The organism is Halomonas sp. R57-5, assembly GCF_900070345.1.
In the GTDB taxonomy this organism is placed as follows: domain Bacteria; phylum Pseudomonadota; class Gammaproteobacteria; order Pseudomonadales; family Halomonadaceae; genus Vreelandella; species Vreelandella ventosae_B.
Map to the genome: position 1 here is coordinate 1,358,627 of NZ_LN813019.1, position 21,984 is coordinate 1,380,610.

Annotated in this window: 21 protein-coding genes; 12 read left to right on the top strand and 9 right to left on the bottom strand. The window is 55.4% G+C overall.

The features are described 5' to 3' along the window. Nucleotides 1-15 precede the first annotated feature (15 nt). Nucleotides 16-1,029, bottom strand: coding sequence for an isocitrate dehydrogenase (locus HALO_RS06150; protein ID WP_050713186.1), 1,014 nt, complete (start codon nt 1,027-1,029; stop codon nt 16-18). 680 nt (nt 1,030-1,709) lie between these two features. On the opposite strand from HALO_RS06150, the gene HALO_RS06155 reads away from it, so the two are divergent. From HALO_RS06155 to cfa, 3 genes are all read left to right on the top strand, one after another. After that, complete coding sequence (locus HALO_RS06155; protein WP_035585164.1) at nt 1,710-3,200, top strand: SulP family inorganic anion transporter; 1,491 nt, start codon at nt 1,710-1,712, stop codon at nt 3,198-3,200. Between the two features lie 20 nt (nt 3,201-3,220). Further along, a complete protein-coding gene (locus tag HALO_RS06160) occupies nt 3,221-4,078 on the top strand; it encodes a universal stress protein (protein ID WP_035585162.1) in 858 nt (285 codons plus the stop codon). 200 nt (nt 4,079-4,278) lie between these two features. After that, nucleotides 4,279-5,433 carry a cyclopropane fatty acyl phospholipid synthase gene (gene cfa / locus HALO_RS06165; protein ID WP_172821659.1) on the top strand — a complete coding sequence of 385 codons (1,155 nt, stop codon included), beginning with the start codon at nt 4,279-4,281 and terminating at the stop codon, nt 5,431-5,433. On the opposite strand, the gene HALO_RS06170 is transcribed toward cfa, so the two are convergent. From HALO_RS06170 to crcB, 3 genes are read right to left on the bottom strand one after another with little or no spacing between them, the layout of a single operon-like run. After that, a complete protein-coding gene (locus HALO_RS06170) occupies nt 5,426-6,391 on the bottom strand; it encodes an arsenic resistance protein (protein WP_050713188.1) in 966 nt (321 codons plus the stop codon). The two genes, cfa and HALO_RS06170, sit on opposite strands and share 8 nt — an antisense overlap. 29 nt (nt 6,392-6,420) lie before the next feature. Next, a complete protein-coding gene (locus HALO_RS06175; RefSeq protein WP_035585156.1) occupies nt 6,421-6,807 on the bottom strand; it encodes a fluoride efflux transporter FluC in 387 nt (128 codons plus the stop codon). After that, complete coding sequence (gene crcB, locus HALO_RS06180) at nt 6,804-7,193, bottom strand: fluoride efflux transporter CrcB (RefSeq protein WP_035585153.1); 390 nt, start codon at nt 7,191-7,193, stop codon at nt 6,804-6,806. The genes HALO_RS06175 and crcB overlap by 4 nt, the downstream gene beginning before the upstream one ends. 172 nt (nt 7,194-7,365) lie before the next feature. Between crcB and HALO_RS06185 the strand changes: the two genes are divergently transcribed. Continuing rightward, a complete protein-coding gene (locus tag HALO_RS06185) occupies nt 7,366-8,220 on the top strand; it encodes a universal stress protein (protein WP_050713189.1) in 855 nt (284 codons plus the stop codon). Nucleotides 8,221-8,260: 40 nt separating this feature from the next. Next, nucleotides 8,261-8,602, top strand: coding sequence for a TraR/DksA family transcriptional regulator (locus HALO_RS06190; protein WP_035585149.1), 342 nt, complete (start codon nt 8,261-8,263; stop codon nt 8,600-8,602). Nucleotides 8,603-8,620: 18 nt separating this feature from the next. Here HALO_RS06190 and HALO_RS06195 read toward each other — a convergent pair whose 3' ends face one another. After that, nucleotides 8,621-10,312, bottom strand: a complete 1,692-nt coding sequence (locus HALO_RS06195) for a 2-isopropylmalate synthase (RefSeq protein ID WP_035585147.1) — start codon at nt 10,310-10,312, stop codon at nt 8,621-8,623. Nucleotides 10,313-10,524: 212 nt separating this feature from the next. On the opposite strand from HALO_RS06195, the gene HALO_RS06200 reads away from it, so the two are divergent. Next, the gene (locus tag HALO_RS06200; RefSeq protein WP_035585145.1) at nt 10,525-11,010 is read left to right on the top strand and encodes an Lrp/AsnC family transcriptional regulator; all 486 of its coding nucleotides are present in this window, start codon (nt 10,525-10,527) and stop codon (nt 11,008-11,010) included. Between the two features lie 72 nt (nt 11,011-11,082). Further along, entirely contained in the window at nt 11,083-11,439 is a 357-nt protein-coding gene (locus HALO_RS06205) for a RidA family protein (protein WP_035585143.1), read from the top strand. A 40-nt stretch (nt 11,440-11,479) separates the two neighbouring features. On the opposite strand, the gene HALO_RS06210 is transcribed toward HALO_RS06205, so the two are convergent. The 4 genes from HALO_RS06210 to HALO_RS06225 form a co-directional block, all read right to left on the bottom strand. Beyond that, nucleotides 11,480-12,343 (bottom strand): MurR/RpiR family transcriptional regulator, encoded by an 864-nt coding sequence (locus HALO_RS06210; protein ID WP_050713190.1) that lies wholly within the window; start codon nt 12,341-12,343, stop codon nt 11,480-11,482. Then, nucleotides 12,343-14,115: an EAL domain-containing response regulator gene (locus HALO_RS06215; RefSeq protein WP_035585139.1), complete on the bottom strand. Its 1,773-nt coding sequence runs from the start codon at nt 14,113-14,115 to the stop codon at nt 12,343-12,345. The genes HALO_RS06210 and HALO_RS06215 overlap by 1 nt, the downstream gene beginning before the upstream one ends. Then, nucleotides 14,112-16,349 carry an ATP-binding protein gene (locus HALO_RS06220; RefSeq protein WP_035585137.1) on the bottom strand — a complete coding sequence of 746 codons (2,238 nt, stop codon included), beginning with the start codon at nt 16,347-16,349 and terminating at the stop codon, nt 14,112-14,114. Before HALO_RS06220 ends, HALO_RS06215 begins: the two co-directional genes overlap by 4 nt. A gap of 88 nt (nt 16,350-16,437) precedes the next feature. Next, complete coding sequence (locus HALO_RS06225) at nt 16,438-17,793, bottom strand: aldehyde dehydrogenase family protein (protein WP_035585135.1); 1,356 nt, start codon at nt 17,791-17,793, stop codon at nt 16,438-16,440. A gap of 208 nt (nt 17,794-18,001) precedes the next feature. Between HALO_RS06225 and HALO_RS06230 the strand changes: the two genes are divergently transcribed. From HALO_RS06230 to truD, 5 genes are all read left to right on the top strand, one after another. After that, the gene (locus HALO_RS06230; RefSeq protein WP_035585134.1) at nt 18,002-19,162 is read left to right on the top strand and encodes a GNAT family N-acetyltransferase; all 1,161 of its coding nucleotides are present in this window, start codon (nt 18,002-18,004) and stop codon (nt 19,160-19,162) included. 99 nt (nt 19,163-19,261) lie between these two features. Beyond that, a complete protein-coding gene (gene ftsB, locus HALO_RS06235) occupies nt 19,262-19,600 on the top strand; it encodes a cell division protein FtsB (RefSeq protein WP_035585132.1) in 339 nt (112 codons plus the stop codon). Further along, nucleotides 19,597-20,307 (top strand): 2-C-methyl-D-erythritol 4-phosphate cytidylyltransferase, encoded by a 711-nt coding sequence (gene ispD, locus HALO_RS06240; RefSeq protein WP_035585130.1) that lies wholly within the window; start codon nt 19,597-19,599, stop codon nt 20,305-20,307. The genes ftsB and ispD overlap by 4 nt, the downstream gene beginning before the upstream one ends. A gap of 13 nt (nt 20,308-20,320) precedes the next feature. Next, the gene (ispF, locus tag HALO_RS06245) at nt 20,321-20,809 is read left to right on the top strand and encodes a 2-C-methyl-D-erythritol 2,4-cyclodiphosphate synthase (RefSeq protein WP_035585129.1); all 489 of its coding nucleotides are present in this window, start codon (nt 20,321-20,323) and stop codon (nt 20,807-20,809) included. After that, nucleotides 20,802-21,833 carry a tRNA pseudouridine(13) synthase TruD gene (gene truD / locus HALO_RS06250; protein ID WP_035585127.1) on the top strand — a complete coding sequence of 344 codons (1,032 nt, stop codon included), beginning with the start codon at nt 20,802-20,804 and terminating at the stop codon, nt 21,831-21,833. The genes ispF and truD overlap by 8 nt, the downstream gene beginning before the upstream one ends. The last annotated feature ends 151 nt before the right edge of the window (nt 21,834-21,984 follow it).

A 21,984-nucleotide genomic window follows, 5' to 3' on the forward strand; every position in this document is an offset into this window, starting at 1 on the left:
TTAGCTTTGTACGTACTAATTCTTTACGTACTCTACCAGCGCCTGGGCGAAGGAGKCGGTCGTGCCGGTGCCGCCCATATCCGGGGTGACCATGTCACGGCGGGTTTCCAGCACGGTGCGAATGCCCTGACGGATGGCGGTGCCTTTTTCCGTCATGCCCAGGTGGTCAAGCATCTGCGCAGCGGCGAGCAGCAGGGCGCAAGGGTTGGCGATGTTCTTGCCTTCGATATCCGGCGCAGAACCGTGAACGGCCTCAAAGATTGCCGCTTTTTCGCCAATGTTTGCCCCAGGCGCCAAGCCCAAGCCACCGACGAGCCCTGCACACAGGTCAGAGAGAATATCGCCAAACAGGTTGGTGGTAACGACTACATCAAACTGGTGCGGGTTCATCACCAGCTGCATACAGGCGTTATCGACGATCATCTCCTGGAATTCTATTTCGGGATACTCTTTGGCGATCTCCCGCGCTACGTCCAAAAACAGCCCCGAGCTGGTTTTGATGATATTGGCTTTATGCACCGCGGTGACTTTTTTGCGGCCGTTGCTTTTGGCCAGCTCAAAGGCGTAGCGAACGATACGCTCAGAGCCTTTGCGGGTGACTTTGATGACCGAAATGCCGGTATCGCCGTCGTCGATCATCTCCTGACCGTCGGAAAGATACGCGCCTTCGGTGTTTTCCCGAACCGTGATCATATCGATGTCGTCGTAGCGCGAGCGGGTGCCGGGGAAGCTAATCGCCGGGCGCACGTTGGCATAAAGGTCAAAGTGGCGACGTAGCTGTACGTTAATCGAGGAGAAGCCTTTGCCAATCGGCGTGGTCAGCGGGCCTTTCAGCGCAATGCCGTACTTTTCGATGGCATCCAGCGACTCCTGAGGAATCAGCGTGCCGTGCTTTTCAAGTGCACCTAAGCCCGCATCAATATGCTGGTAGGTTAAGCCGCAATCTAAGGCGTCGAGCACTCGCAACGTGGCCTGCATAATTTCTGGGCCGATGCCGTCGCCCTTGATGACTGCAATAGATTGGCTCATGTACTGCTCCTCTTTATTTATCGGCTGGTTAGCGTCAGATGTATTTGGCACTGATGGGAAAGACAACAGGGTGTCATTTCAGGAAAGTTACCAATCGATAGCGCCTTTAATGGCCCAATGGTACGCCAGAAACGGGGGCAAGGTCACTCTGTCTAAAGTAGCGACATACCTCTGGGGGAGTTTTAGCCCAAGGGTTAGACGTTAGGTGCAATGCAGCAGAATTACTGGTAGGATACGGCACTTTGTCGCACTTGGCTTTCTACAATACGCTTCTTGCGACGCGTTATATGCACAACCCTTTCTTTTCGCAACTGTAAAAGAATCTCTGCCAATGACTGCATTCACATATTGCTTTTCAGGGCTGATGACTCCGCCCTAGCCCCTCGCCCCCTCTAAGGTGCTGATAGTGCATTCACTGCTCTGTCATCGCTTTCTGGTACTTGTTTATAGCGGCTAAGATCTTAACGACTGATTCTTAACGACCCAGCTCTTAACGATCAGGTTCTCAGCGCTCAAGTTTCCAGTACCTGAATTTAGCGGTACCTAACGCTAGCTCATCACTATTTAAAACAAAAAGCTGATCATCCCAGCGTGCCAATGTGTTGGCGGTGCTTCCCTTGTTGGCTGCGCTGTTTGACCGCTTTTGGCCTGTTATTAACCTAAAACCATGGATCCCTCGCATGTACGAAAAGTTTAAACAATCCTGGCTCTCCAATCTCAAGGGCGACACCCTGGCGGGGATTGTCGTAGCGCTAGCGCTAATCCCCGAGGCCATTGCGTTCTCGATCATCGCAGGCGTTGACCCGAAGGTCGGCCTTTACGCCTCCTTCGCTATCTGTGTGATTATCGCCTTTACTGGCGGCCGCTCCGGCATGATCTCAGCGGCAACCGGCGCCATGGCGCTACTCATGATCACCCTGGTGAAAGAGCACGGTTTAGAGTACCTGCTGGCCGCCACACTGTTGACCGGTGTGCTGCAGATTGTGGCAGGTTATCTAAAGCTTGCTGAGTTGATGCGATTCGTATCGCGCTCGGTGGTGACAGGGTTTGTCAACGCGCTGGCCATACTGATCTTTATGGCCCAGTTGCCCGAGCTGACTGACGTCACTTGGCACGTTTATGCAATGACCATTGCGGGCCTGGCCATCATTTACGGCTTTCCCTATGTGCCGGTAGTGGGTAAAGCCATTCCTTCTCCACTGGTATGTATTGTTGTACTCACCGCCGTGTACATGCTGACCGGCATGGATATTCGCAGCGTTGGCGATATGGGCGAGCTGCCCGATAGCCTGCCGATGTTCTTATGGCCCGATGTGCCGCTGAACTTTGAAACCCTGATGATCATCCTGCCCTATTCGCTAATGTTAACTGTGGTGGGCCTGCTTGAATCAATGATGACGGCGACCATTATTGATGACTTAACTGATACCAAGAGCGACAAAAACCGCGAGTGTAAAGGCCAGGGTATTGCCAACATTGGCGCGGGTTTGATTGGCGGTATGGCGGGCTGCGCCATGATTGGCCAATCGGTGATCAATATTAAATCCGGTGGCCGTCGTCGTACCTCGACGTTAATCGCCGGTATCGCACTACTGCTGATGGTGGTTTTCCTGGCCGATTGGGTATCCCAGATCCCCATGGCCGCGCTGGTGGCGGTAATGATTATGGTCTCTATAGGTACCTTTAGCTGGGAGTCGATTCGCGATCTGAAAAAGCATCCCATGAGCACTAACATCGTCATGGTGGCCACCGTTATCGTAACGGTAGGTACCCACAACTTGGCGATTGGCGTATTCGTTGGTGTGCTGTTAGCGGCGATGTTCTTTGCCAACAAAGTCGGCAACATTATGTATATCGGCTCTAAAGAAATAAAACCGGGGAAAGAGCGTGAATACGAAGTCGTTGGTCAGGTGTTCTTTGCTTCCTCCGAGCGCTTTATCGCCGCCTTCGACTTTAAAGAGAGTATCGATAAAGTCACTATCAATCTCTCCCGGGCGCACTTCTGGGATATTACCGCCGTGCAGGCGCTGGATCGCGTGGTGATTAAATTCCGCCGTGAAGGTACCGAGGTAGAGATGGTGGGTCTGAGCGAAGCCAGCGCAACGGTAGTGGATCGCTATGCGGTACACAATGACCCCGAAGCGGTTGAAAAACTGATGGGCGGCCACTAAACCAACGCATGGAGAGCGATATGACAGATCAAGTATTAGCCGCTATTGACGGCTCCCAGTTTTCTGAAGGCGTCTGCGATTACGCTGCCTGGGCAAGCTTGGCCATGGATGCACCGTTAACCTTTGTGCATGTGGTCGACAACCACTCAGAAGTACCTGAAGAGCAGAATCTTTCCGGCAACCTACGTTTTGGTGCCCGCGAAAGGCTGATGAAAGAGCTTTCTGACCTTGATGAGCAGCGCGCTAAGGTGAACCGCGAGCATGGCAAGCTGATGCTGGAAGCGGCTAAAGCGCGGGCAATTGAGGATGGGGTCAGCGACCCCGTTACTCGCCAGCGCAATGGCACCCTGGTAGAGAGCCTATTAGAGCTTGAAGAAGAGATGCGTTTGCTGGTGGTGGGTAAACGCGGTGAAACCGCCCACCAGGCCAGTGGGCATCTTGGCTCTAACCTTGAACGCGTGGTGCGTGAACTGCACCGACCGATTCTAATGGTGCCGAAAACCTTCAAGCAGCCTGAAAAGATCCTGATGGCCTTTGACGGCAGCAAAACCGCCCGTAAAGGCGTTGAGATGCTGGCACGCTCGCCCCTTTTTGCGGGCACTGAGTGCCATGTGCTGATCGTGGGTGCGGAAACGGCTGAACACCGCTCCGAGCTCGAATGGGCGTTAAGCACATTGCGCGAAGCGGGCCACCAAGCCGAGGGCGCTATTCGTGCTGGCGAGGTAGACGAAGCCCTGCAAGCTTATGAAAAAGAGCAGGGCATTGACCTGTTGGTGATGGGCGCCTACGGGCACTCCCGTATTCGTCACCTGCTAGTCGGTAGCACCACAACGGCCATGCTCCGTGGTAGTCGCATACCGGTGTTGATTCTGCGCTAAGGCCCAATAAGCAAGTTTAGCTCGCATTGCGATTTGTTTTCCGCAGCCGGCCCTCTTTCTTGAGTGAGCCGGCTTCTTAGTCTCTGCAGTGCCTAAATTATCTCCATCAAATGATGCTAATGTTGCAATGCGCTTCTATGCTAGTAGTCAGGTTGTAACCTATTCACCCACTGGAATAGCGTAAGGAGCCTGCTGTGAACATGCCCATGTTGGAAAAAAAGCCTGTTGGCTTCGACGAAGCCTCAACGTCCCACCGTTTTGTCGCCGAGCTACTGGCCCAAGCCGATATTCATCTCGACGGGCACCGCCCCTGGGATATCCAATTGAATGCTCCCGGCGTTATTGATAGCGCTCTTTCGCGAGGTAATCTTGGGTTTGGCGAAAGCTACATGAAGGGGGACTGGGACGCCGATCGGCTTGATGAGTTGTTTTACCGCTTAATGCGTGCTCGGCTCGGGCAGCGTATCAAACCCACTCAATTGATGTATCACTCTCTGCGTTCGCGCCTGCTGAATCGTCAAACGGCGAAGCGTGCCTGGGAAGTGGGCGAAAAGCATTACGATCTGGGTAATGACTTCTACGCGGCCATGCTCGATCAGCGCATGACCTACACCTGCGGCTACTGGAAAAATGCCCAAACCCTAGACGAAGCTCAGGAAGCCAAACTCGACCTGGTCTGCCGTAAATTGCAATTAAAACCGGGGATGCGGGTGCTGGATATCGGCTGCGGCTGGGGCAGTTTTATGGCCTACGCGGCTGAGCATTACGGTGTTGAGTGCGTGGGCCTGACGATCTCCAAAGAGCAGGCGGAGTTCGGGCAGCGGCTGATAAAAAACGGGCTGCCGGTAGCGTTTCGCTTGCAAGATTACCGTAATGAGACCGAGCAGTTTGACCGTATTGTTAGTATTGGCATGTTTGAGCMTGTGGGGCATAAAAACTACCGCGAGTATATGAGCGTGGTTAACCGCTGCTTAAAAGATGACGGGCTGTTTTTACTGCATACCATCGGCAAAAACTTGAGCAACACGGTGACTGACCCCTGGATTGATAAGTATATTTTCCCCAATGGCGAATTGCCCACCTTGGGGCAAATCGCGGATGCCACTGAAGCGCTGTTCGTGGTGGAGGACGTACATAACTTTGGGGCCGATTACGACCGTACTCTAATGGCTTGGCACGATAACTTTGAGACGCACTGGCCCACCTTTGAAAGCCAGTATGGCGAGCGTTTCTATCGCATGTGGCGTTACTACTTGCTATGTTGCGCCGGTGCTTTCCGAGCTCGAGAAATTCATCTTTGGCAACTGGTGATGAGTAAGCAGGGGGTGCTGGGCGGTTATTCCCGCGTTAGCTAAATTTTTGCTCTGGTATAAGCTTGCTAGGCACCCAGCGTAAGAACGCCACCATACCCAATAGCTCTACCAGAGATTGGAACACCACCACCACGACCGCTGCTTGCCAGGGGCTCGGCAGGGTTAGCGCGATGGGCAGCATCACAAAAGAGTTACGCGTGCCAAAGCTGAACGCTAGCGTTCTAGCGCTTTCGGTGGGCAGTTTAAACAACTTACCTAACCCCTTACCCAGCAGTGCAGCAAAGAGTAGAAAGCCAATAAAGATAAATACCACCTGCACCAGCACGCGGCTCAGCCCGAACACAGTGTTGACCTGGGAAGCGGCAATCATCATCACCACCAAGGCCAGTAAGGGAACCGGCAGTAACCCTAAGTAATGTACGCTTCGCCTTACCGCTTTATGGTGCTGGGCGGTGTACTCGGTAAGCCAGGCGAGTGCTAAGGGGGTGAGAATAAGCCCTGCAAAAGCGCTCAGCAGCTCGCTGGAGAGGGTCAGTCCAAACCACTCMCTGCCCAAGAACAGCCACAAATAAACCGGCAGCGCGACCATCTGCACCAGCAGCAGGAGCGGGGTAGCGGCAACCGCTTGCGCGCTATTTCCCTTGCCTAGATGCGTGAAGGTGATAAACCAATCGGTGCAGGGCACTAGCAGTACCAGTAGAACGCCTGCCAACACGGCGGGGGAAAGCGGTAGCCACATAACGGTAAGGGCTAAAAAGGCCGGGATGACAATAAAGTTACCGACCAGTAGCGCGGCCATAAAGCGTGTGTCTTTCAAGCTACTGGCAATGCGAAGAAGAGGAATCTGAGTAAACGTAGCGTAGAGCAGTAGGCCGAGTAATGGCCAAAGCAACCGTTCGAGCTGTTCAGCGAATGTCGGCGCCCCGATGCCTAACGCAAGGCCTAGGCCAATGAACACCAGGTAGAGCCAAGACTGATGCTTTTCCATCTGGTCGCGCATGCGGGCTTACCCTGTGGCTGACTGTTTTGCTAACGAAAAAGCGCGATGCGCTCGCCCACTACGGCGGCGCCCAGCCAAAGGGGCAAGCTGACCACTATATAAGCCAGTGCAATCCATGGTTGGCCTAACTGCACCAGATGCAGCGTCTCTAAGCTAAACAGCGAAAAGGTGGTAAAGCCACCGCAAAATCCGGCGACCAGTAACGGCTGTAAAGGTGCCAGCTGGCCGTGAGGGAAGCGCGAGATGGTGGCCGCCAGCCAGCCAATCAAACAGGAACCTAGCACGTTGACGATGAGCGTACCCCAGGGGAAATACCCCCCCAATGCCGCCTGAGATAGCAGTGAAACGCCGTAACGCAGCACGCTGCCAAGTCCACTACCCAACCCCACGGCTAAATAGGCTTTCCAGGCGCTCATAGAGAGCCTCCAACGACGAGCCAGCCCAATACGACCATGACTAAACCGAGTAGCAGTGTGGTACCCATATTAAGAGCCGCACGCAGCGCTTGGCCGCTCTGCCATAGTTCAATGGTTTGCAGACTAAAGGAAGAAACCGTGGTGTAGCCCCCCAGCAGCCCGGCGACCATAAATAGCCAAACAGGTGAGGGTTGATCGCTGGGTATGCCCTGACTGCCCAATAAACAGCCTGCTATAAAGGCGCCGCTAGCGTTAACCGCCAGGGTCCCCCAGGGGAAAGCTTTACCCAGCCAGCGCGCCATCAGATTGGAAACGCCAAATCGACCCATGCCGCCCAGCATGCCGCCTAGTGCGACTAACAGTACGCTTGTTAGACCATACCCCATGCTTCCCCCATTGGCGCTCACTTAAATAGGCTGCTAAGTGTAGCACGCACGTTTTATAGCGTCAGAGCAGTATTAAAGAACGTTCTAGGCTGTCGCGAGTCAATGAGTTCGTGTAGAAAAGGTAGAGAATATAACAATAACGTTGATGMACCCGCTCAAGGAGCCGTAACCCATGTCAGATCGCGTGTTGGCCGCTATTGATAGTTCTCAATTTTCAGAAGGCGTGTGTGATTATGCGGCCTGGGCCGCCAAAGCGCTTAATGCCCCGCTCAGTTTTATTCATACCGTCGATAACCATGCCCAGGTAGCTGAACCCGATTTAACCGGAAATCTAGGCCTAGGTACCCGAGAGCACCTGCTGGAAAAACTCTCAGGCATTGAAGAGCAGCATGCGAAAGTCTCCCGTGAACGCGGTCGCCTGTTGTTAGACGCGGCCAAAGAGCGTGCGATTAACGCGGGTATTGCCGAGCCGCAATGTTTGCAGCGCAATGGCACCTTGGTAGAAACCTTGGTTGAGAACGAAAAAGACGTTCGGCTTTTGGTGGTGGGCAAGCGAGGCGAGACGGCGCACCAAGCCAGCGGTCATTTAGGTTCTAATCTTGAGCGCGTGGTACGTGAGATGCATCGGCCGATCCTTATGGTGCCGAAACAGTTTACCCAACCGCACAATGTGATGATGGCATTCGACGGTAGTAACACCGCGCGAAAAGGTGTCGAAATGCTGGCCAAAAGCCCGCTGTTTGAGGGTGCCMCCTGCCACGTGGTGATTGTCGGCGCAGAAACCGCTGAAAACCGCTCGCAGCTAAGCTGGGCACTGGAAACCCTGCGTGAAGCGGGGCACACCGCGGAAGGGGCGATACGCGCAGGCGAGGTGGAAGAGACGCTGCGTACCTATAAGCAAGAGCATGATATCGACATGCTGGTGATGGGCGCCTACGGCCACTCGCGGATCCGTCACCTGCTAGTCGGCAGTACTACCACCACAATGTTGCGTAATGCCCAGTTGCCGGTGCTGATTTTGCGCTGATTGCTGCACTTTTATGGCTCAGTCGGGATGAGAGTTGCAGATGAATCACCCAGAGATAGATATAGCCGTTATTCGTGAGAAATTACTAACGTTCGACGCCACGCTCCGTGAGGAGAGCGCCAGCAGTGAAGACTCCCGGGATACGGTGATGCTGGATCAAACATCGGTAGGTCGGCTGTCGCGTATGGATGCGATACAAGGGCAGGCGATGGCTAAAGCAGGCGAGCAGCGCCGTCAGCTGAAGCTAAAGCAAATTGCCGCTGCCCTGCAACGTATTGAAGGGGAAAGCTTCGGTGAGTGTATCGAGTGCGGCGAATGGATTGGGGCCAAACGCCTCACCTGGGACCCATTAGTGCTGAAGTGTATTGAGTGTGCCGATTAGATCCTAAACCTTAGCCATTTACGCTTCGGCGGCAGCTTCTGGCCGCTGCTCAGTTGTCTGACCTGGGTTAATCGTTGCGTTAATACCTGACAACAGCGCCTTGAGCGATGCACTCACAGTATCGCTATCTTCGGCCACTGCGCAAAGCCGCTGGCCATCGATATTGAGTTGGACAAAGGCGATCGCATTGGCTTCACTGCTGGCACCCAGCGAGTGCTCGCTGTAATCGATAATCCCCACGCTGCTTCCAGAGTGGCGCTGCCACGCATCGGTGAACGCGGACATGGCGCCGTTACCTTTACCTGAGAGACGCAGCGTTTCATCGCCCTGTTGTAGCGTGACCTCAATGCCTTCCTGCTGACCTTTGGAGAGTTGGTAATCGACAAGCGTTAGCGGCGCTTCCTGGGTGAAATTATCGAACATCACCTGGCGAATCATTCCGCTGGAAAGTTCGCTGGCGCGCTGTTCGCTCTCTTGCTGAACAAAGGGCGCCAAGGCCAGCATCATCCAACGCGGCAGATTAATGCCGTAATCACGCTCCAGCAGGAAAGCCATGCCGCCCTTGCCGGACTGACTGTTGACGCGAATCACCGCCTGGTAGTCGCGGCCGATATCGTGGGGGTCGATGGGCAAATAGGCCACTTGCCACGGCTCGTCGGACTGTTGATGCTTGAGGGATTTACGAATCGCGTCCTGATGGCTGCCCGAGAAGGCGGTATAGACCATCTCGCCCACCCAAGGGTGGCGCGGGTGCATGGCGATGCCGGTGCACTCATTAACCACCTGAATAATTTCATCTGGGTTGGAAAGATCCAGCTGTGGGTCGATGCCCTGGCTATAAAGGTTCATGGCCAGGGTCACGATATCCATATTSCCAGTGCGTTCGCCGTTGCCCAGCAGTGTGCCTTCCACGCGCTCGGCGCCCGCCAGCAGGGCGAGTTCTGCAGAGGCGACGGCGCCCCCGCGGTCATTATGGGTATGCACCGAGATAATCACGCTGTCGCGACGGCTGATGTTCTGGCAGAAGTACTCAATCTGGTCGGCGTGATGGTGTGGCCCGGCCACTTCCACCGTGGTAGGCAGGTTGAGAATGCATTTATTCTCTGGCGTCGGCTGCCACACATCCATCACCGCTTCGCAAATCTCCAGCGAGAAATCGATCTCGGTACTGGAAAAACTTTCCGGGGTGTACTCGAAACACCAATCAATATCGGGGTATTGGTCGGCGTAGGTTTTGACCCAGGTGGCTCCCTGCACTGCGATATCAACAATGCCGGCGCGGTCCATTTCAAATACGCGCTCGCGCTGAATCGTTGAGGTAGAGTTGTATAGGTGCACAATGGCGCGCTTGGCCCCCACCAGCGAGGCAAAGGTCTTCTCAATCAAGTGTTCACGGCACTGCACCAGTACCGCAATGGTGACGTCATCGGGAATTTGATTCTCTTCGATCAGCCAGCGCACGAAGTCGTAGTCGGGCTGGCTGGCCGAAGGAAAGCCTACCATGACTTCTTTAATGCCCACTTTAACGATCTGCTGCCAGAAGCGCTGCTTTTGCTCAACGGTCATCGGCTCAAGCAGCGCCTGATTGCCGTCGCGTAGGTCTTCGCTCACCCAGATCGGGGCGTGATCCAGATCACGATCCGGCCATTGGCGATTGAAGGCAGGCACGCGGGGCGCAGGGCGATATTTGCGATGATCGAAAGCAGACATAGTGAACTTCCTGAAGTGGTGGTCTTCCTGAAAATAACCGTTTTATGGATAGCGGCTGCTTGTGGCGGCCGTGCTGAGTGGTTCGCTGCTTTTGGCAACTCGTATAGTGTAAAGGGTTTGCAGCGCTAGGTTCTTGCGAAGATAGGAGGTGTTAGATAATAATTGGCAGGAAGTTTCTTTAATATTTTATTTTTTGGCAGGAGCTGCCTTTTATGTCGGTATCGCCACTGGTGTTGGATCGTTTTGATCGTCATATCTTGGATATTGTCCAGCAGGAGGGGCGCATTAGTAACCAGGAGTTGGCTGATCGAATTGGGCTTTCGCCTTCGCCCTGTTTGCGCCGGGTACGGGCCCTGGAGGAGCACGGCCTAATATTGCGCTACCGTGCGGAGGTAGATTCCCGCCAACTGGGCTATCAGTTAATGGCGTTGCTGCATATCTCCATGGATCAGCATACGCCGGAGCGCTTCGATAATTTTGAGCGCCATATTCGTGACATTCCTAACGTTATCGAATGTCTGATCATTACCGGCCAGGCGGCGGATTTTCAGCTTAAGATTCTGGTGCGCGATATGGACGACTATCAGCACCTTTTGTTGCACGTGATTAATCGCATTGAGGGCGTTACCGGCGCGCATACCAGCTTTGTACTGCGGCGGGTGTTTGAGCATCGTCCGGTGCCTACGGACCGGCTTTGATAAAGAAGACATGGTCAAGGGTAAGCCTGGCGGTTTAGACTGCTTTTTTTCAACCTGTTAGGAGTTTGCACTATGACTATCCAACGTCACGATACAAAAGCCCGCATGAGCCGTGCGGTGATTCACCAGGGTGTGGCCTATCTGTGTGGCCAAGTAACTGGCCCGGAGGCCCGCGACGGTGATATTACGGCCCAGACTGAAAGTATGTTGGCGCGGGTGGATGCGCTACTGAAAGAGATTGGTTCAAGCCGTGAGCAGCTGCTTAGCGCGACTATTTACCTAAAAGATGGCAGCGACTTTGCCGCGATGAACGAGGTGTGGGATGCCTGGGTACCCGCAGGCTACGCTCCGGCGCGCACCTGCGTCTGCGCACCCATGCCCGCCGATGAACTCAAAGTGGAAATCACCGTCACCGCCGCGGTAAGCTAACTCCTTACTCCTCACCATTCACTCCTCACTATTTACCCATTCACTTCCCCGGCTTTTCCACCGGAAAGCGCGTATCGCGCAGGCTGTCTTTGATTTTCTTGAGGTGGGGTAAGAAGTCTTCACCGCGCCTCAAGGTCACCCCCGTGGCCAGCGCGTCAATCAGGGTTAGCTGAATCACTCGCGAAGTCATCGGCATGTAGTGGTCGGTGTCTTCGGGGGTGGCAACGTCCAGGGTGGCGGTACACTCGCTAGCCAGCGGTGAATTGGGCGCGGTAATACCAAGAACGACAGCCCCGGCATCCCGCGCCAAACGGGCGATATCCACCAGCTCCCGGGTGCGTCCGGTGTAGGAGATAATCACTACCACATCACCCGTATGGCAGGCAGCGGCGACCATGCGCTGCATCAGCACATCAATATAGGCCATCACCGGCAGGKTGAAGCGGAAGAACTTGTGCTGGGCATCCTGGGCCACCGCGCCGGAGGCGCCCAAACCAAAAATGTGGATCTGCTTGGCCTGGGTGAGGTAGTCGACCATACGCTCGACGGCGCCCATATCGATTTCGCGCTGGGCTTGATCGAGGGCGGCGATGGTGGCGCCAAAAATTTTGTGGGTGTACTGGGTGGCAGAGTCGCCGGGCTCCACCGCGCGGGTCACATAGGGCGTACCACCGGCTAAGCTCTGGGCCAGTTTGATCTTGAAATCAGGGTAGCCTTTGGCGCCAAAGTTGCGGCAAAAACGGTTAACCGTGGGCTCGCTAACGCTTGCCGCTTGGGCCAGACTAGCAATGCTGAGACTGGTGGCGACCGTTGGGTCTTCAAGAATTACATTGGCGACTTTACGCTCCGAGCGGTTGAGTTCTTCTAAACGTTCGCGTAAGCGGTCAAGTAAGTCATGAGCCATTAACGATCTCCGTATGGGGATAGGGAAAGTGGAGGTGTGGAGCAGAGCGGTTGCCATTCGCCGCACCACGCCACAAATGCCTCAGCAGGCAGCGGACGGGCGTAGAAGTAGCCTTGCGCGGCTTCACAGCCTATTGAACTTAGATAGGCTGCCTGGGCCGAGGTCTCGATGCCTTCCGCCACTACATCGCAGCCCACGCTATGGGCAAGCTGGGTAATGGTATGCGCCAGTTGGCGGTCAATCGCGCTGGTTTCCAGGTCCATCACAAAGGCACGATCAATTTTCAGCGTCGAAAACGGTAGCGTTTTAATATACGCCAGCGACGACTGGCCGGTACCAAAATCGTCGATGGCCACGGCAATATTCATTTCAGCCAATTGGGCAAGCTGCTGACGAGCGTGATTCATATCGCTCATCAACCCCGATTCGGTCACTTCCAACGCCAAGAAGCGCTGGGGAATTTGCCACAGTTCAAGACGGGCAAGCAGCTGTTGGGCAAAGTCCTTGCGGGACAGCTGGCGAGCGGCCACATTTACCGCAATATGAAAATCATCATTGAGCAGTCCTTCTGCCCGCCAGATGCTGATATAACGCATGGCTTCATCCAGCACCCAGTCGCCGATTGAGAGAATATCACCACTGGCCTCAGCCAGCGGAATAAATTCGCCGGGAGAGATAAGCCCGAATTCCGGGTGCTGCCAACGTAACAGCGCTTCCGCGCCTAAAATCTTATGATCAGCCAGAGATAGTTTGGGCTGAAAGGCAAGCGACATCTCACCGCGCTCGGTGGCGCCACGAATTGCTTGCTGAATATGCAGCCGCTGCCGCTGCTTGGTCTCAAGCGCGGGAGTGTAGTGCTGAACCTTTAGCGACTCCAGGGGCGGCAAAGCTAACGCCGCCATATGTACTAACCGTTCTGTCTCAAAATAACCTGCTTCGGCGCTAATACCGATACGTGCGCTGAGAGGCAGCAAAAGCTCATCCAGCGCCTGATCCTGTTCAAAACAATCGAGTAGTTGCTCGGCCAGGCCCAGCAGTTTGGTTGGGTTTGCCGTGGGGGTAATGACCAGCAGCTCGCTTCCTCCCCATAAGCCGAGCAAACACTCCTCGTCGAGCTGCCGACGAAGCCGTTGGGTAATAAAATGAAGGAGTTGGTCGGCAACCCGGTAGCCGTGCAAGCGCACTACGTCATCGAGTTTATCAATCGCGATAAACAGTAGCCCCGTGCCGGAAGCTTTAAGGGCCGCCGTGCGCAGCGCCTGGTCTAAACCGCGCCGGTTAGGCAGCTGGGTAATAGGGTCGGTGCGTGACTGGCGATCTAACTCTTGGGTGCGTTTGGCGACCATCTGTTCGAGGGTGTCGGCCTGCTTATCACGCACCTGGTAGCGGTGCTCAATGTTTAAGGTATTGCGTATGCGTTGCAATACTTCATCTTGCTTAAACGGTTTGGTGATGAAATCGCGTACGCCCATACTCAGGGCCCGATGGCGGGTCGCGTCATCAATTTGCGCCGTCAGCACGATAATCGGCGGCATCTGCTCGGCAAAGTGCGCCCTGAGCTCTTCAATCACCGCATAGCCGTCTAGGTGCGGCATACGTATATCCAGCAGCAGTAAATCAGGCAACTGCTGTTGGCAGTGAGGGAGCACCTCACGTGGATCGTTGATACCGTGAACGTTCTCGAACCCATACTCGTCAAGAAGATCGAACATGAGTTCGATGTTAACCGTGCTGTCATCCACTATTAACAAATGTTTTTCAGTAAGGCTCATGGTGCTTTCCCTGACGCAGTCTGAATAAACTGAGCAATGGTGGCTTCTAGTTTATCAAGCTCAAGCGGTTTGGTGAGGTAGGCATTAAAGCCTGCTTCCAGACCGCGTCTAATGTCGCCCGGCATGGCGTTGGCCGAGAGGGCGACCACCGGCAAGGCTTGCAGCTGTGGGTCGCGGCGCATCGCTTCCAATGTCTGGTAGCCGTTCATGCCCGGCAGGTGGACATCCATGAGTACCAGGGCAGGCGAGCAGTGGCGCATTATTTCCAGGCCAATTTCAGCGCTGGGCGCAATCTGCAGCGTTATCTCGCCCATATCTTCAATAATATCTTCCATCAGCCGCTGATTGGCGGGGTTGTCCTCGATATAGAGCAGCGTAAAAGCACTGCTGGGCTGCGCATGAACAGGATGAGACGCAGGAGGCGCGTCGGCGGTAGCGTCTGCGTTAGCAGTGGGTAAGGTAAACCAAAAAGTGGCACCTTGGCCGGGCTGACTGTCTACCCCCATCTCGCCGTTCATACGCTCGACCAGCTCGCGGGTAATCGCCAGGCCAATTCCGGAGCCTTCTATGCTGCCACCTTCTGCATCAAGGCGATTAAAGGGTTCAAATAGCTCGTGTTGGCGTTCAGGGGCAATGCCAGAGCCGGTGTCGGTGACGCTGATACGCACATGATCCACTAAGTGTGCCACGGTAATATCGATTGAGCCGTTGGGGCTGTTGTACTTAATCGCATTAGAGAGCAGGTTTAACAGTATCTGTTTGGTGCGTGTGTAGTCGGCGTTTACCTGCCAGCGATCATTGGGTGAGGTATAGCGAAACTGAATGCCTGCCGCCTCGGCGCAGTCTTCCAAGGTAGAGCAGGCGTCGTTAAACACGTTGGCGAGAATAATCGGCTCAATGGAGAGCGTCATATGACCTGCTTCTATCTTGGCCAAATCCAGCACTTCGTTAATCAGGCTGAGTAGGTGTTGACCACTCCGCTCGATTTGGGAGACCTGGCGGTGCTGCTTGTCGCCAAGCGGTTCGCGGCGGCTATTAGCCAGAATCTGCGAGAAACCGATGATGGCATTGAGCGGGGTGCGCAGCTCGTGGCTCATTGATGAGAGAAATTCACTTTTTGCTCGGCTGGCGGTTTCTGCCTGGTCACGAGCCGCGGCGAGGTCGCGCATAACCTGTTCGCGCTCGGCCATTTGGCTATACAGGTTGATCAACAGCGAACAGGTGTCGGTAAACGGCTGTAGCCAATCCAACAGCGCCTGGTTCAGTGGTTGCTGGCTATTGGCGATGGCGTACATACCAATCAGGTGTTCGCCGCTGAAAATAGGAACGCCGAGGTAGTTATGGAACGGCGTGTCCGCGATGGGAAAACCACTGCGTTTAATATGGGGGGCAATGTCGTCGGCAATGATCACTTCACCATAGGCAAAAACACGACCTAACATTGAGTCTGGGTTGGTGAGTTTTAAACTGCCATTACGCAGTTGGTCTACCAGATTACGCGATTCTTCGCTCCACGTGAGATGGGTAATCGCATGAACTTTAAGTGCGTTGGTGGTGTTGGTAGGCAGTACTTCGCCAATGAGTGCGTAGTCACTATCGGTGAGCTCGCGCAGCGCCTCCATCAAAAATACCCACAGCCGTTTTTCCGACATCAGCGCTTGATAGTCGGTAATACCTTGGTGGAGGATTTGGAGCAGCTTCTGCTCTTTCTGCATTTTGCTAGCGGTCTGGGTGAGCTCTATCTGAAGCTTGTGTTGGCGAAGTAGCTCTTCAACCTGACCCGCCAAATTACTGAGCAGCTTTAGATCTCGCTCACTAAAGGTACGAGGCTGGTGGTCAATAATGCACAGGGTGCCAACGGCCATGCCTTGGAGTGGCCGTATGGGAAATCCTGCGTAAAAGCGGATGTGCGGCGAGTCAGTGACCAGTCGATTGTCTGCAAAGCGCTCGTCTTTATGGGTGTCTTCAATGACCAGCGGTCCATCGTGGGCGATGGCATGGGCGCAGAACGAGACGGCCCGCTCGGTTTCACACTCCTCAAGCCCTTGGTGCGATTTAAACCACTGCCGCTCTTGATCGATTAACGACACTAAGGCCACAGGCACATTGAACAGGTCGCGGGCGAGTTGCGTCATCCGCTCGAACGCCTTGTCACTAGGCGTATCGAGTACCTGTAGAGCATGCAAGGCCGCCAGTCGCTGTGTTTCATTTTGAGGAGTATCTGGGGCTTGCATGGCCATTCCACCGAAGAGGATTAAGTAAATATATCGTACAAGAGTTATACCAATGAATAATTACCTATCGGTCATTAACCCACAAGCTTTAGCCAAGACCTAAAAGTTTTATTAGCCAACGCCGGTAAGGTGGGTAAAGTAGCCGGCTCGTTGCTCGTTTCGCCTGATAAAAAACTCCGCGCAAGTGGCTAAAACGCTCAAAACCGTGGCGCCCATGGTAAGCCCCCATGCCGCTCTCACCGACGCCGCCAAAGGGCAATGAAGGCACTGCGTGGTGGAGCAGCGTAGCATTAAATACCAGCGCGCCAGAGCGAGTCGTTTGCAGCAACTGCTGCTGCAAGCCCTTTTCATGTGTGAAGGCATACAGCGCTAGGGGGTGGGGGCGGGCATTCACATAGCGTATTGCCGCCGCCATATCGCTAACGCCAATCACCGGTAGGCAGCGGCCAAAAATCTCGTCCCGCATCACCTGAAGCCCCTGGTGAGGGTCGATAATCAGCGCCGGGGCATAAGGGCCGTGATCAATAACTCTGCAACCGTGGTCGTGGGCTTCTTGTAGCATGGCATCCAGCCGCTGCTGGTGGGCCGCATTAATCGCATGGGTGTCCGCGTTGGCATTGGGGCGCTGCTGTTGAATAGCCTCGCTTAACGCCTTAACCAGGGCACTCATATGGCGGCTCTCTACCAGCACGTAGTCGGGGGCGATACAGGTTTGCCCGCCGTTCATGCCTTTACCAAAAATAATATCCGCTGCGGCTTTAGCGAAATCCGCATCGCCAGCCACAATAGCGGGTGACTTTCCGCCCAGTTCTAGTGTCACTGGGGTTAAATTCGCGGCGGCCGCCTGGGCGACTTGACGGCCCACCGCCGTAGAGCCAGTGAATACCAAGTGATCAAACGGCAGCTCGCTAAAGCGACGGGCCACTGCTACATCGCCTTCGATTACTTTGAGCTCTTCATGGGGGAAGTATTGCGGCACTAGGCGCTTGAGCAGGGCGCTGGTGGCGGGGCTGTGCTCACTGGGCTTCAGCATTACCACATTGCCCGCTGCAAAGGCATCCACAACTGGCATGAGTGCCAGGCTCCAGGGGTAGTTCCAGGGCGACATCACGCCGACCACACCCAGCGGTTGAGGTGCGATGCGTGCCCGGGCAGGCATTAAACGCCACGGCATACTGGCCGAACCCGGGCGCATCCAGCGCCATAGATGCAGCCTGGCGTGGCGAATAGCGTGGATCACTGGGCTGATTTCAGCCATGCGTATTTCCACGTCGCTGCGCTGACCAAAATCCGTTTGAATCGCGCGGATAATCTCAAGCTGATGGTGCTTAGTCATACGCGCTAGGCGGGCCAAGCGTTCACGCCGCAGCGTTAGCGTCGGGTAGGGCATTTGTTCGGCAGCTTGGCGCTGCGTTTGAAAATCACCCATCAGATCGCGCGTCATGGCCTGTCCTTATGTGCCGCTAGCGGCATAACGTTAATGACTGTCGTTTAATCACCGCATCTGCTGTCGTTGGCATAGTCTGTGGATTTAGTCCGTGGGTTCAGCCAATGGATGTCAACGACTGGGGTAAGAGGGTGAGTGTAAACGGTTTAAATAAACAGTTAGTGTAAAGTGGCCCCTTTAGCCCTCACACTCTCGGGAAGGTGCTATGCCGTTACCCCCACTGTCGATCACTATTCTACCCACCATTGAGGCCGTCACGGCAAGCCAGTGGGATTCACTGGTAGATACTGATCAGCCCTTTTTACGTCATGGGTTTTTACACGCCCTGGAGGCCAGCGGTTCGGTCAGTATGGCCACGGGTTGGGAGCCTTGTCACCTGAGTGTATGGCAAGGCGAACAGCTGGTCGCGGCGATGCCGATGTATCGCAAACATCACTCCTACGGTGAGTATGTGTTTGATTGGGGCTGGGCGGAAGCATTAGAGCGTGCTGGTGGCCGCTACTACCCCAAAGCACTCAGTGCCGTGCCGTTCACGCCGGTGCCGGGCGCGCGCACGCTCATCGCCAAGCACGCCGATGCCCCTGCTATACGCGCTCTGCTGGCTGACGCTTGGCGTGAACAGTGTGACAGCCTTGATCTCTCTAGCTGGCACTTGCTGTTTGCCGACGAGGCGGATGTCACCGCTTGGCAGGCGCAGTGCCCTGAGCTGATCAGCCGTGAAGGTGTGCAGTTTCAGTGGCGTGACCGCGGCTTCGGCGATTTTGATGGTTTTCTGGCCAGCCTTACCTCGAAGCGGCGCAAAATGATCAAGCGCGAGCGGCGCTTGGTCGCCGAGCAAGGCTTGAAGGTTGCCTACGTAGAGGGCGACGCGATTACCCCAGCGGATATAGCGCATTTCTATCGCTGCTATGCGATTACCTACCATGAGCGTGGTCGCCCGCCTTATTTAAACCATGACTTTTTTGAACGCCTGCGCCAAACCATGCCCGAGGTGCTGGTGCTGGTACAGGCCTATATTGAAGATCGCCCGGTGGCGGCAGCGCTCTATTTTCGCGGCACTAAGTCGCTTTACGGGCGTTACTGGGGAAGCGAAGTGGTGGCTGACTGCCTGCACTTTGAAGCCTGCTATTACCAGGGCATTGAGTACTGTTTGCAGCGTGGCTTAACGCTATTTGACCCAGGTACCCAGGGTGAGCACAAGCTGGTACGCGGTTTTGCTCCCCAGCGGGTGCGTTCGCTGCACTACATTAGCCACCCTGGGCTGGCTGCCGGTGTTGCCCAGTTTTGTCATCAAGAGGGCGAACATGTCAGCGCCTACCGCGAAGCGGCCCATCAAGCGCTGCCCTTTAAGCTGTCATTTAAATAAGCAGCGGCTCGCTGGGATTGTTCCTTGATGGCATAATGCGCGCCAATAAGTGGGACGATATAAATTGCATCTCAGCCGATAATGTCCAGGAGAGCAGCGATGCGCAAATGGCTAGTGATAACGTTGCTCGCGGTGCTAGCGCTGCTTCAGTATGAATTGTGGCTAGGCAACGGCGGCTGGCGCGATTTGCAGCAAGTGGAGCAGCGGGTCGCGGTTCAAGAGGCGGCCAATGTGCCCATGCGCGAGCGCAATGCGCGGCTGGCGGCCGAAGTGACGGATTTAAAAAACGGTTTAGACGCCATTGAAGAGCGGGCGCGTAGCGATATGGGCATGGTACGCACCGACGAACAGTTCTTCTGGGTGCCGGGTGTCGCGATCCAAAATGAGCTGATCGGCATCAATGCGGGGTTGGTTGCTCCCCAGGAGCCACGTCAGTGAGCCAAACCTGGCTAATTGTTCCCGCGGCGGGTCAAGGCCGCCGAATGGGGGCAGACAAACCCAAACAGTACTTGACCTTGGCCGACGAGCAGCCGGTGCTGGCGCATACCTTGGCGCGCCTTCATTGCGCCTTTCCAACCGCTCGCTTAGTGCTCTGTCTAGACGCCGACGACCGCTGGTTTTCATCGCACTGGGTGCCTTTCGCAAAGTGGCAGCGGGTGCCGGGTGGCAGTGAACGAATGGACAGCGTATTAAATGCCCTACACGCCATGGCGGCTGCAGATGATGACGTAGTGATGGTGCACGATGTGGCCCGCCCCTGTATTACCGTGGGCGACCTTCAGGCGCTTTATCAAGCTGTGGCGACGCACCCCGCTGGCGCGCTCTTGGCGATGCCGGTAGCCGATACCATGAAACGTGCCGATGACCAGTGCCTGAGCGCACGAACCGAACCCCGGGATGGCTTGTGGCACGCGCTAACGCCCCAAGGCTTTCGCTATGCGCTGCTGCGACGAGCCTTGGAAACCGCTCGCCAGCAGCAAACGCTGGTGACCGATGAAGCCTCGGCGGTTGAAGCCTTGGGTGAGTTTCCTCAGTTGGTAAGCGGGCGTCGCGACAACCTGAAAATTACCCACCCGGACGACTTGGCGCTGGCCGCCGCGATTATGGCGGCGCAGGCCGTTGTCGCGCCGGGCAGGGCTGAATAAATAGGAGCTTATAATGCGTATCGGCCACGGATTCGATGTACACCGCTTCGGCCCCGGCGATCATTTAATGATTGGTGGCGTTAAGCTGCCGTTTGAACACGGCTTTGTCGCCCACTCCGACGGCGATGTGCTGCTCCACGCGATTAGCGATGCGCTGTTGGGTGCCTGTGCGCTGGGCGATATTGGCCGCCACTTTCCCGATACCGACCCAGCGTGGGCAGGGGCCGACAGCCGTGAGCTACTGCGCCATGTGGTTACGCTTGTGCAACAACAGGGCTATGGGGTGGTCAATATCGACACCACTTTGATGGCCCAAGCGCCTAAAATGGCGCCGCACATTGAGGCTATGCGGGAAGTCATTGCCGCCGACCTAGGCGTTACGCTGGGGCAAGTCAACGTTAAAGCCACTACCACCGAACGGCTAGGTTTCACCGGGCGCGGTGAAGGTATCGCCGCTGAGGCGGTGGTGCTGCTTAACCGTGCTGAGGCGCTTAATGATTAATATGCCTGAGTGGCAGCGCAGCTTGGATGCTCATTTCGGCCCGCCCAAACCGGGCCAGTACCGTGCCCAGCCGGAGGATTTTTGGGTCGACGAGCAGCTTGATTTTACCCCTGAGGCACACGGTGAACATCTATGGCTGCGCGTTGAAAAGCGCAATCAAACCACGTTAGATGTGGTAAAAACATTAAGTCGGCTTTGCGGCGTGACACCCCGTGATATTGGTTACTCAGGCATGAAAGACCGTATAGCCGTAACCCGCCAGTGGCTGAGTGTGCATTTGCCCGGCCGTGACGCGCCACCTGAGCTTGAGCAGTCGCTTACTGTGCTGGGTATCACGGTGGTTGAACAGGCGCGCCACCCCCGTAAGCTCAAACGTGGTGTTCACCGTACGAATCGGTTTGTTTTGCGCTTGAGCGGTGAGGCCATTGAAGGTGAAGACTTTATCGCCCGCTGGGAGACACTTTGCCAGCAGGGCGTGCCCAACTATTTTGGCCCCCAGCGCTTTGGGCCTGAGGGGCGTAATCTTCAGCGTGCAGAGGCATTACTTAACCGAGGTTGGCGAAAACGCGACGATCGCCAGGGTATGATGCTCTCTACGGCACGCAGTTTTTTGTTTAACGAACTGCTTAGCGCGCGAATCGCGGATGGCACCTGGGCGCAGCCGCTGGCAGGCGATACGTTGATGCTGGACGGCACGCAAAGCGTGTTTCGTATCGACGCCTCCGATGCAACGCTTCAGGCCCGCGCCGCTGAGCTGGATGTTCACCCCACCGGGGTGCTTTGGGGCGTTGGCGAGTCCGAGCAAGGCGACGCAGCTGGCTACACAGCACGTTTGTTGCAGCACTACCCCGAGCTATGCAGCGGTTTAGAGCGCAGCGGTGTAAAGCAGGCGCGCCGGGCACTGCGCATGCGGCTGCTGGAACCACAGCTTGCGTGGGAACCTGGCGCCGTTCGGCTTGCGTTTGCGCTGCCGCGGGGGAGTTTTGCCACCGCCGCGCTGGGTGAGCTTATGTTGGCAGGCTGATTCAACTGTCAGAATTGAGCTTGGCATACAGAAAAGTTAGTAAAAGAGAGGGATATGAGCGGCTACGTTTCGTGCTTATGCTTTGCGCTTGTGTCTCTTGTGCTTACGACGTTTTCGATGACAAAGTTTGCGATTAAAAACAGGGAGACCC

Bases quoted from the DNA above. Each gene is read 5' to 3' on its own strand.
- HALO_RS06230 (WP_035585134.1), top strand. From the start codon at position 18,002: ATGCCGTTACCCCCACTGTCGATCACTATTCTACCCACCATTGAGGCC.
- HALO_RS06175 (WP_035585156.1), bottom strand. From the start codon at position 6,807: ATGAGCGCCTGGAAAGCCTATTTAGCCGTGGGGTTGGGTAGTGGACTT.
- ftsB (WP_035585132.1), top strand. From the start codon at position 19,262: ATGCGCAAATGGCTAGTGATAACGTTGCTCGCGGTGCTAGCGCTGCTT.
- HALO_RS06200 (WP_035585145.1), top strand. From the start codon at position 10,525: ATGTCGGTATCGCCACTGGTGTTGGATCGTTTTGATCGTCATATCTTG.
- truD (WP_035585127.1), top strand. From the start codon at position 20,802: ATGATTAATATGCCTGAGTGGCAGCGCAGCTTGGATGCTCATTTCGGC.
- ispF (WP_035585129.1), top strand. From the start codon at position 20,321: ATGCGTATCGGCCACGGATTCGATGTACACCGCTTCGGCCCCGGCGAT.
- HALO_RS06160 (WP_035585162.1), top strand. From the start codon at position 3,221: ATGACAGATCAAGTATTAGCCGCTATTGACGGCTCCCAGTTTTCTGAA.
- HALO_RS06205 (WP_035585143.1), top strand. From the start codon at position 11,083: ATGACTATCCAACGTCACGATACAAAAGCCCGCATGAGCCGTGCGGTG.
- HALO_RS06155 (WP_035585164.1), top strand. From the start codon at position 1,710: ATGTACGAAAAGTTTAAACAATCCTGGCTCTCCAATCTCAAGGGCGAC.
- HALO_RS06215 (WP_035585139.1), bottom strand. From the start codon at position 14,115: ATGAGCCTTACTGAAAAACATTTGTTAATAGTGGATGACAGCACGGTT.
- HALO_RS06190 (WP_035585149.1), top strand. From the start codon at position 8,261: ATGAATCACCCAGAGATAGATATAGCCGTTATTCGTGAGAAATTACTA.
- crcB (WP_035585153.1), bottom strand. From the start codon at position 7,193: ATGGGGTATGGTCTAACAAGCGTACTGTTAGTCGCACTAGGCGGCATG.
- HALO_RS06225 (WP_035585135.1), bottom strand. From the start codon at position 17,793: ATGACGCGCGATCTGATGGGTGATTTTCAAACGCAGCGCCAAGCTGCC.
- HALO_RS06220 (WP_035585137.1), bottom strand. From the start codon at position 16,349: ATGCAAGCCCCAGATACTCCTCAAAATGAAACACAGCGACTGGCGGCC.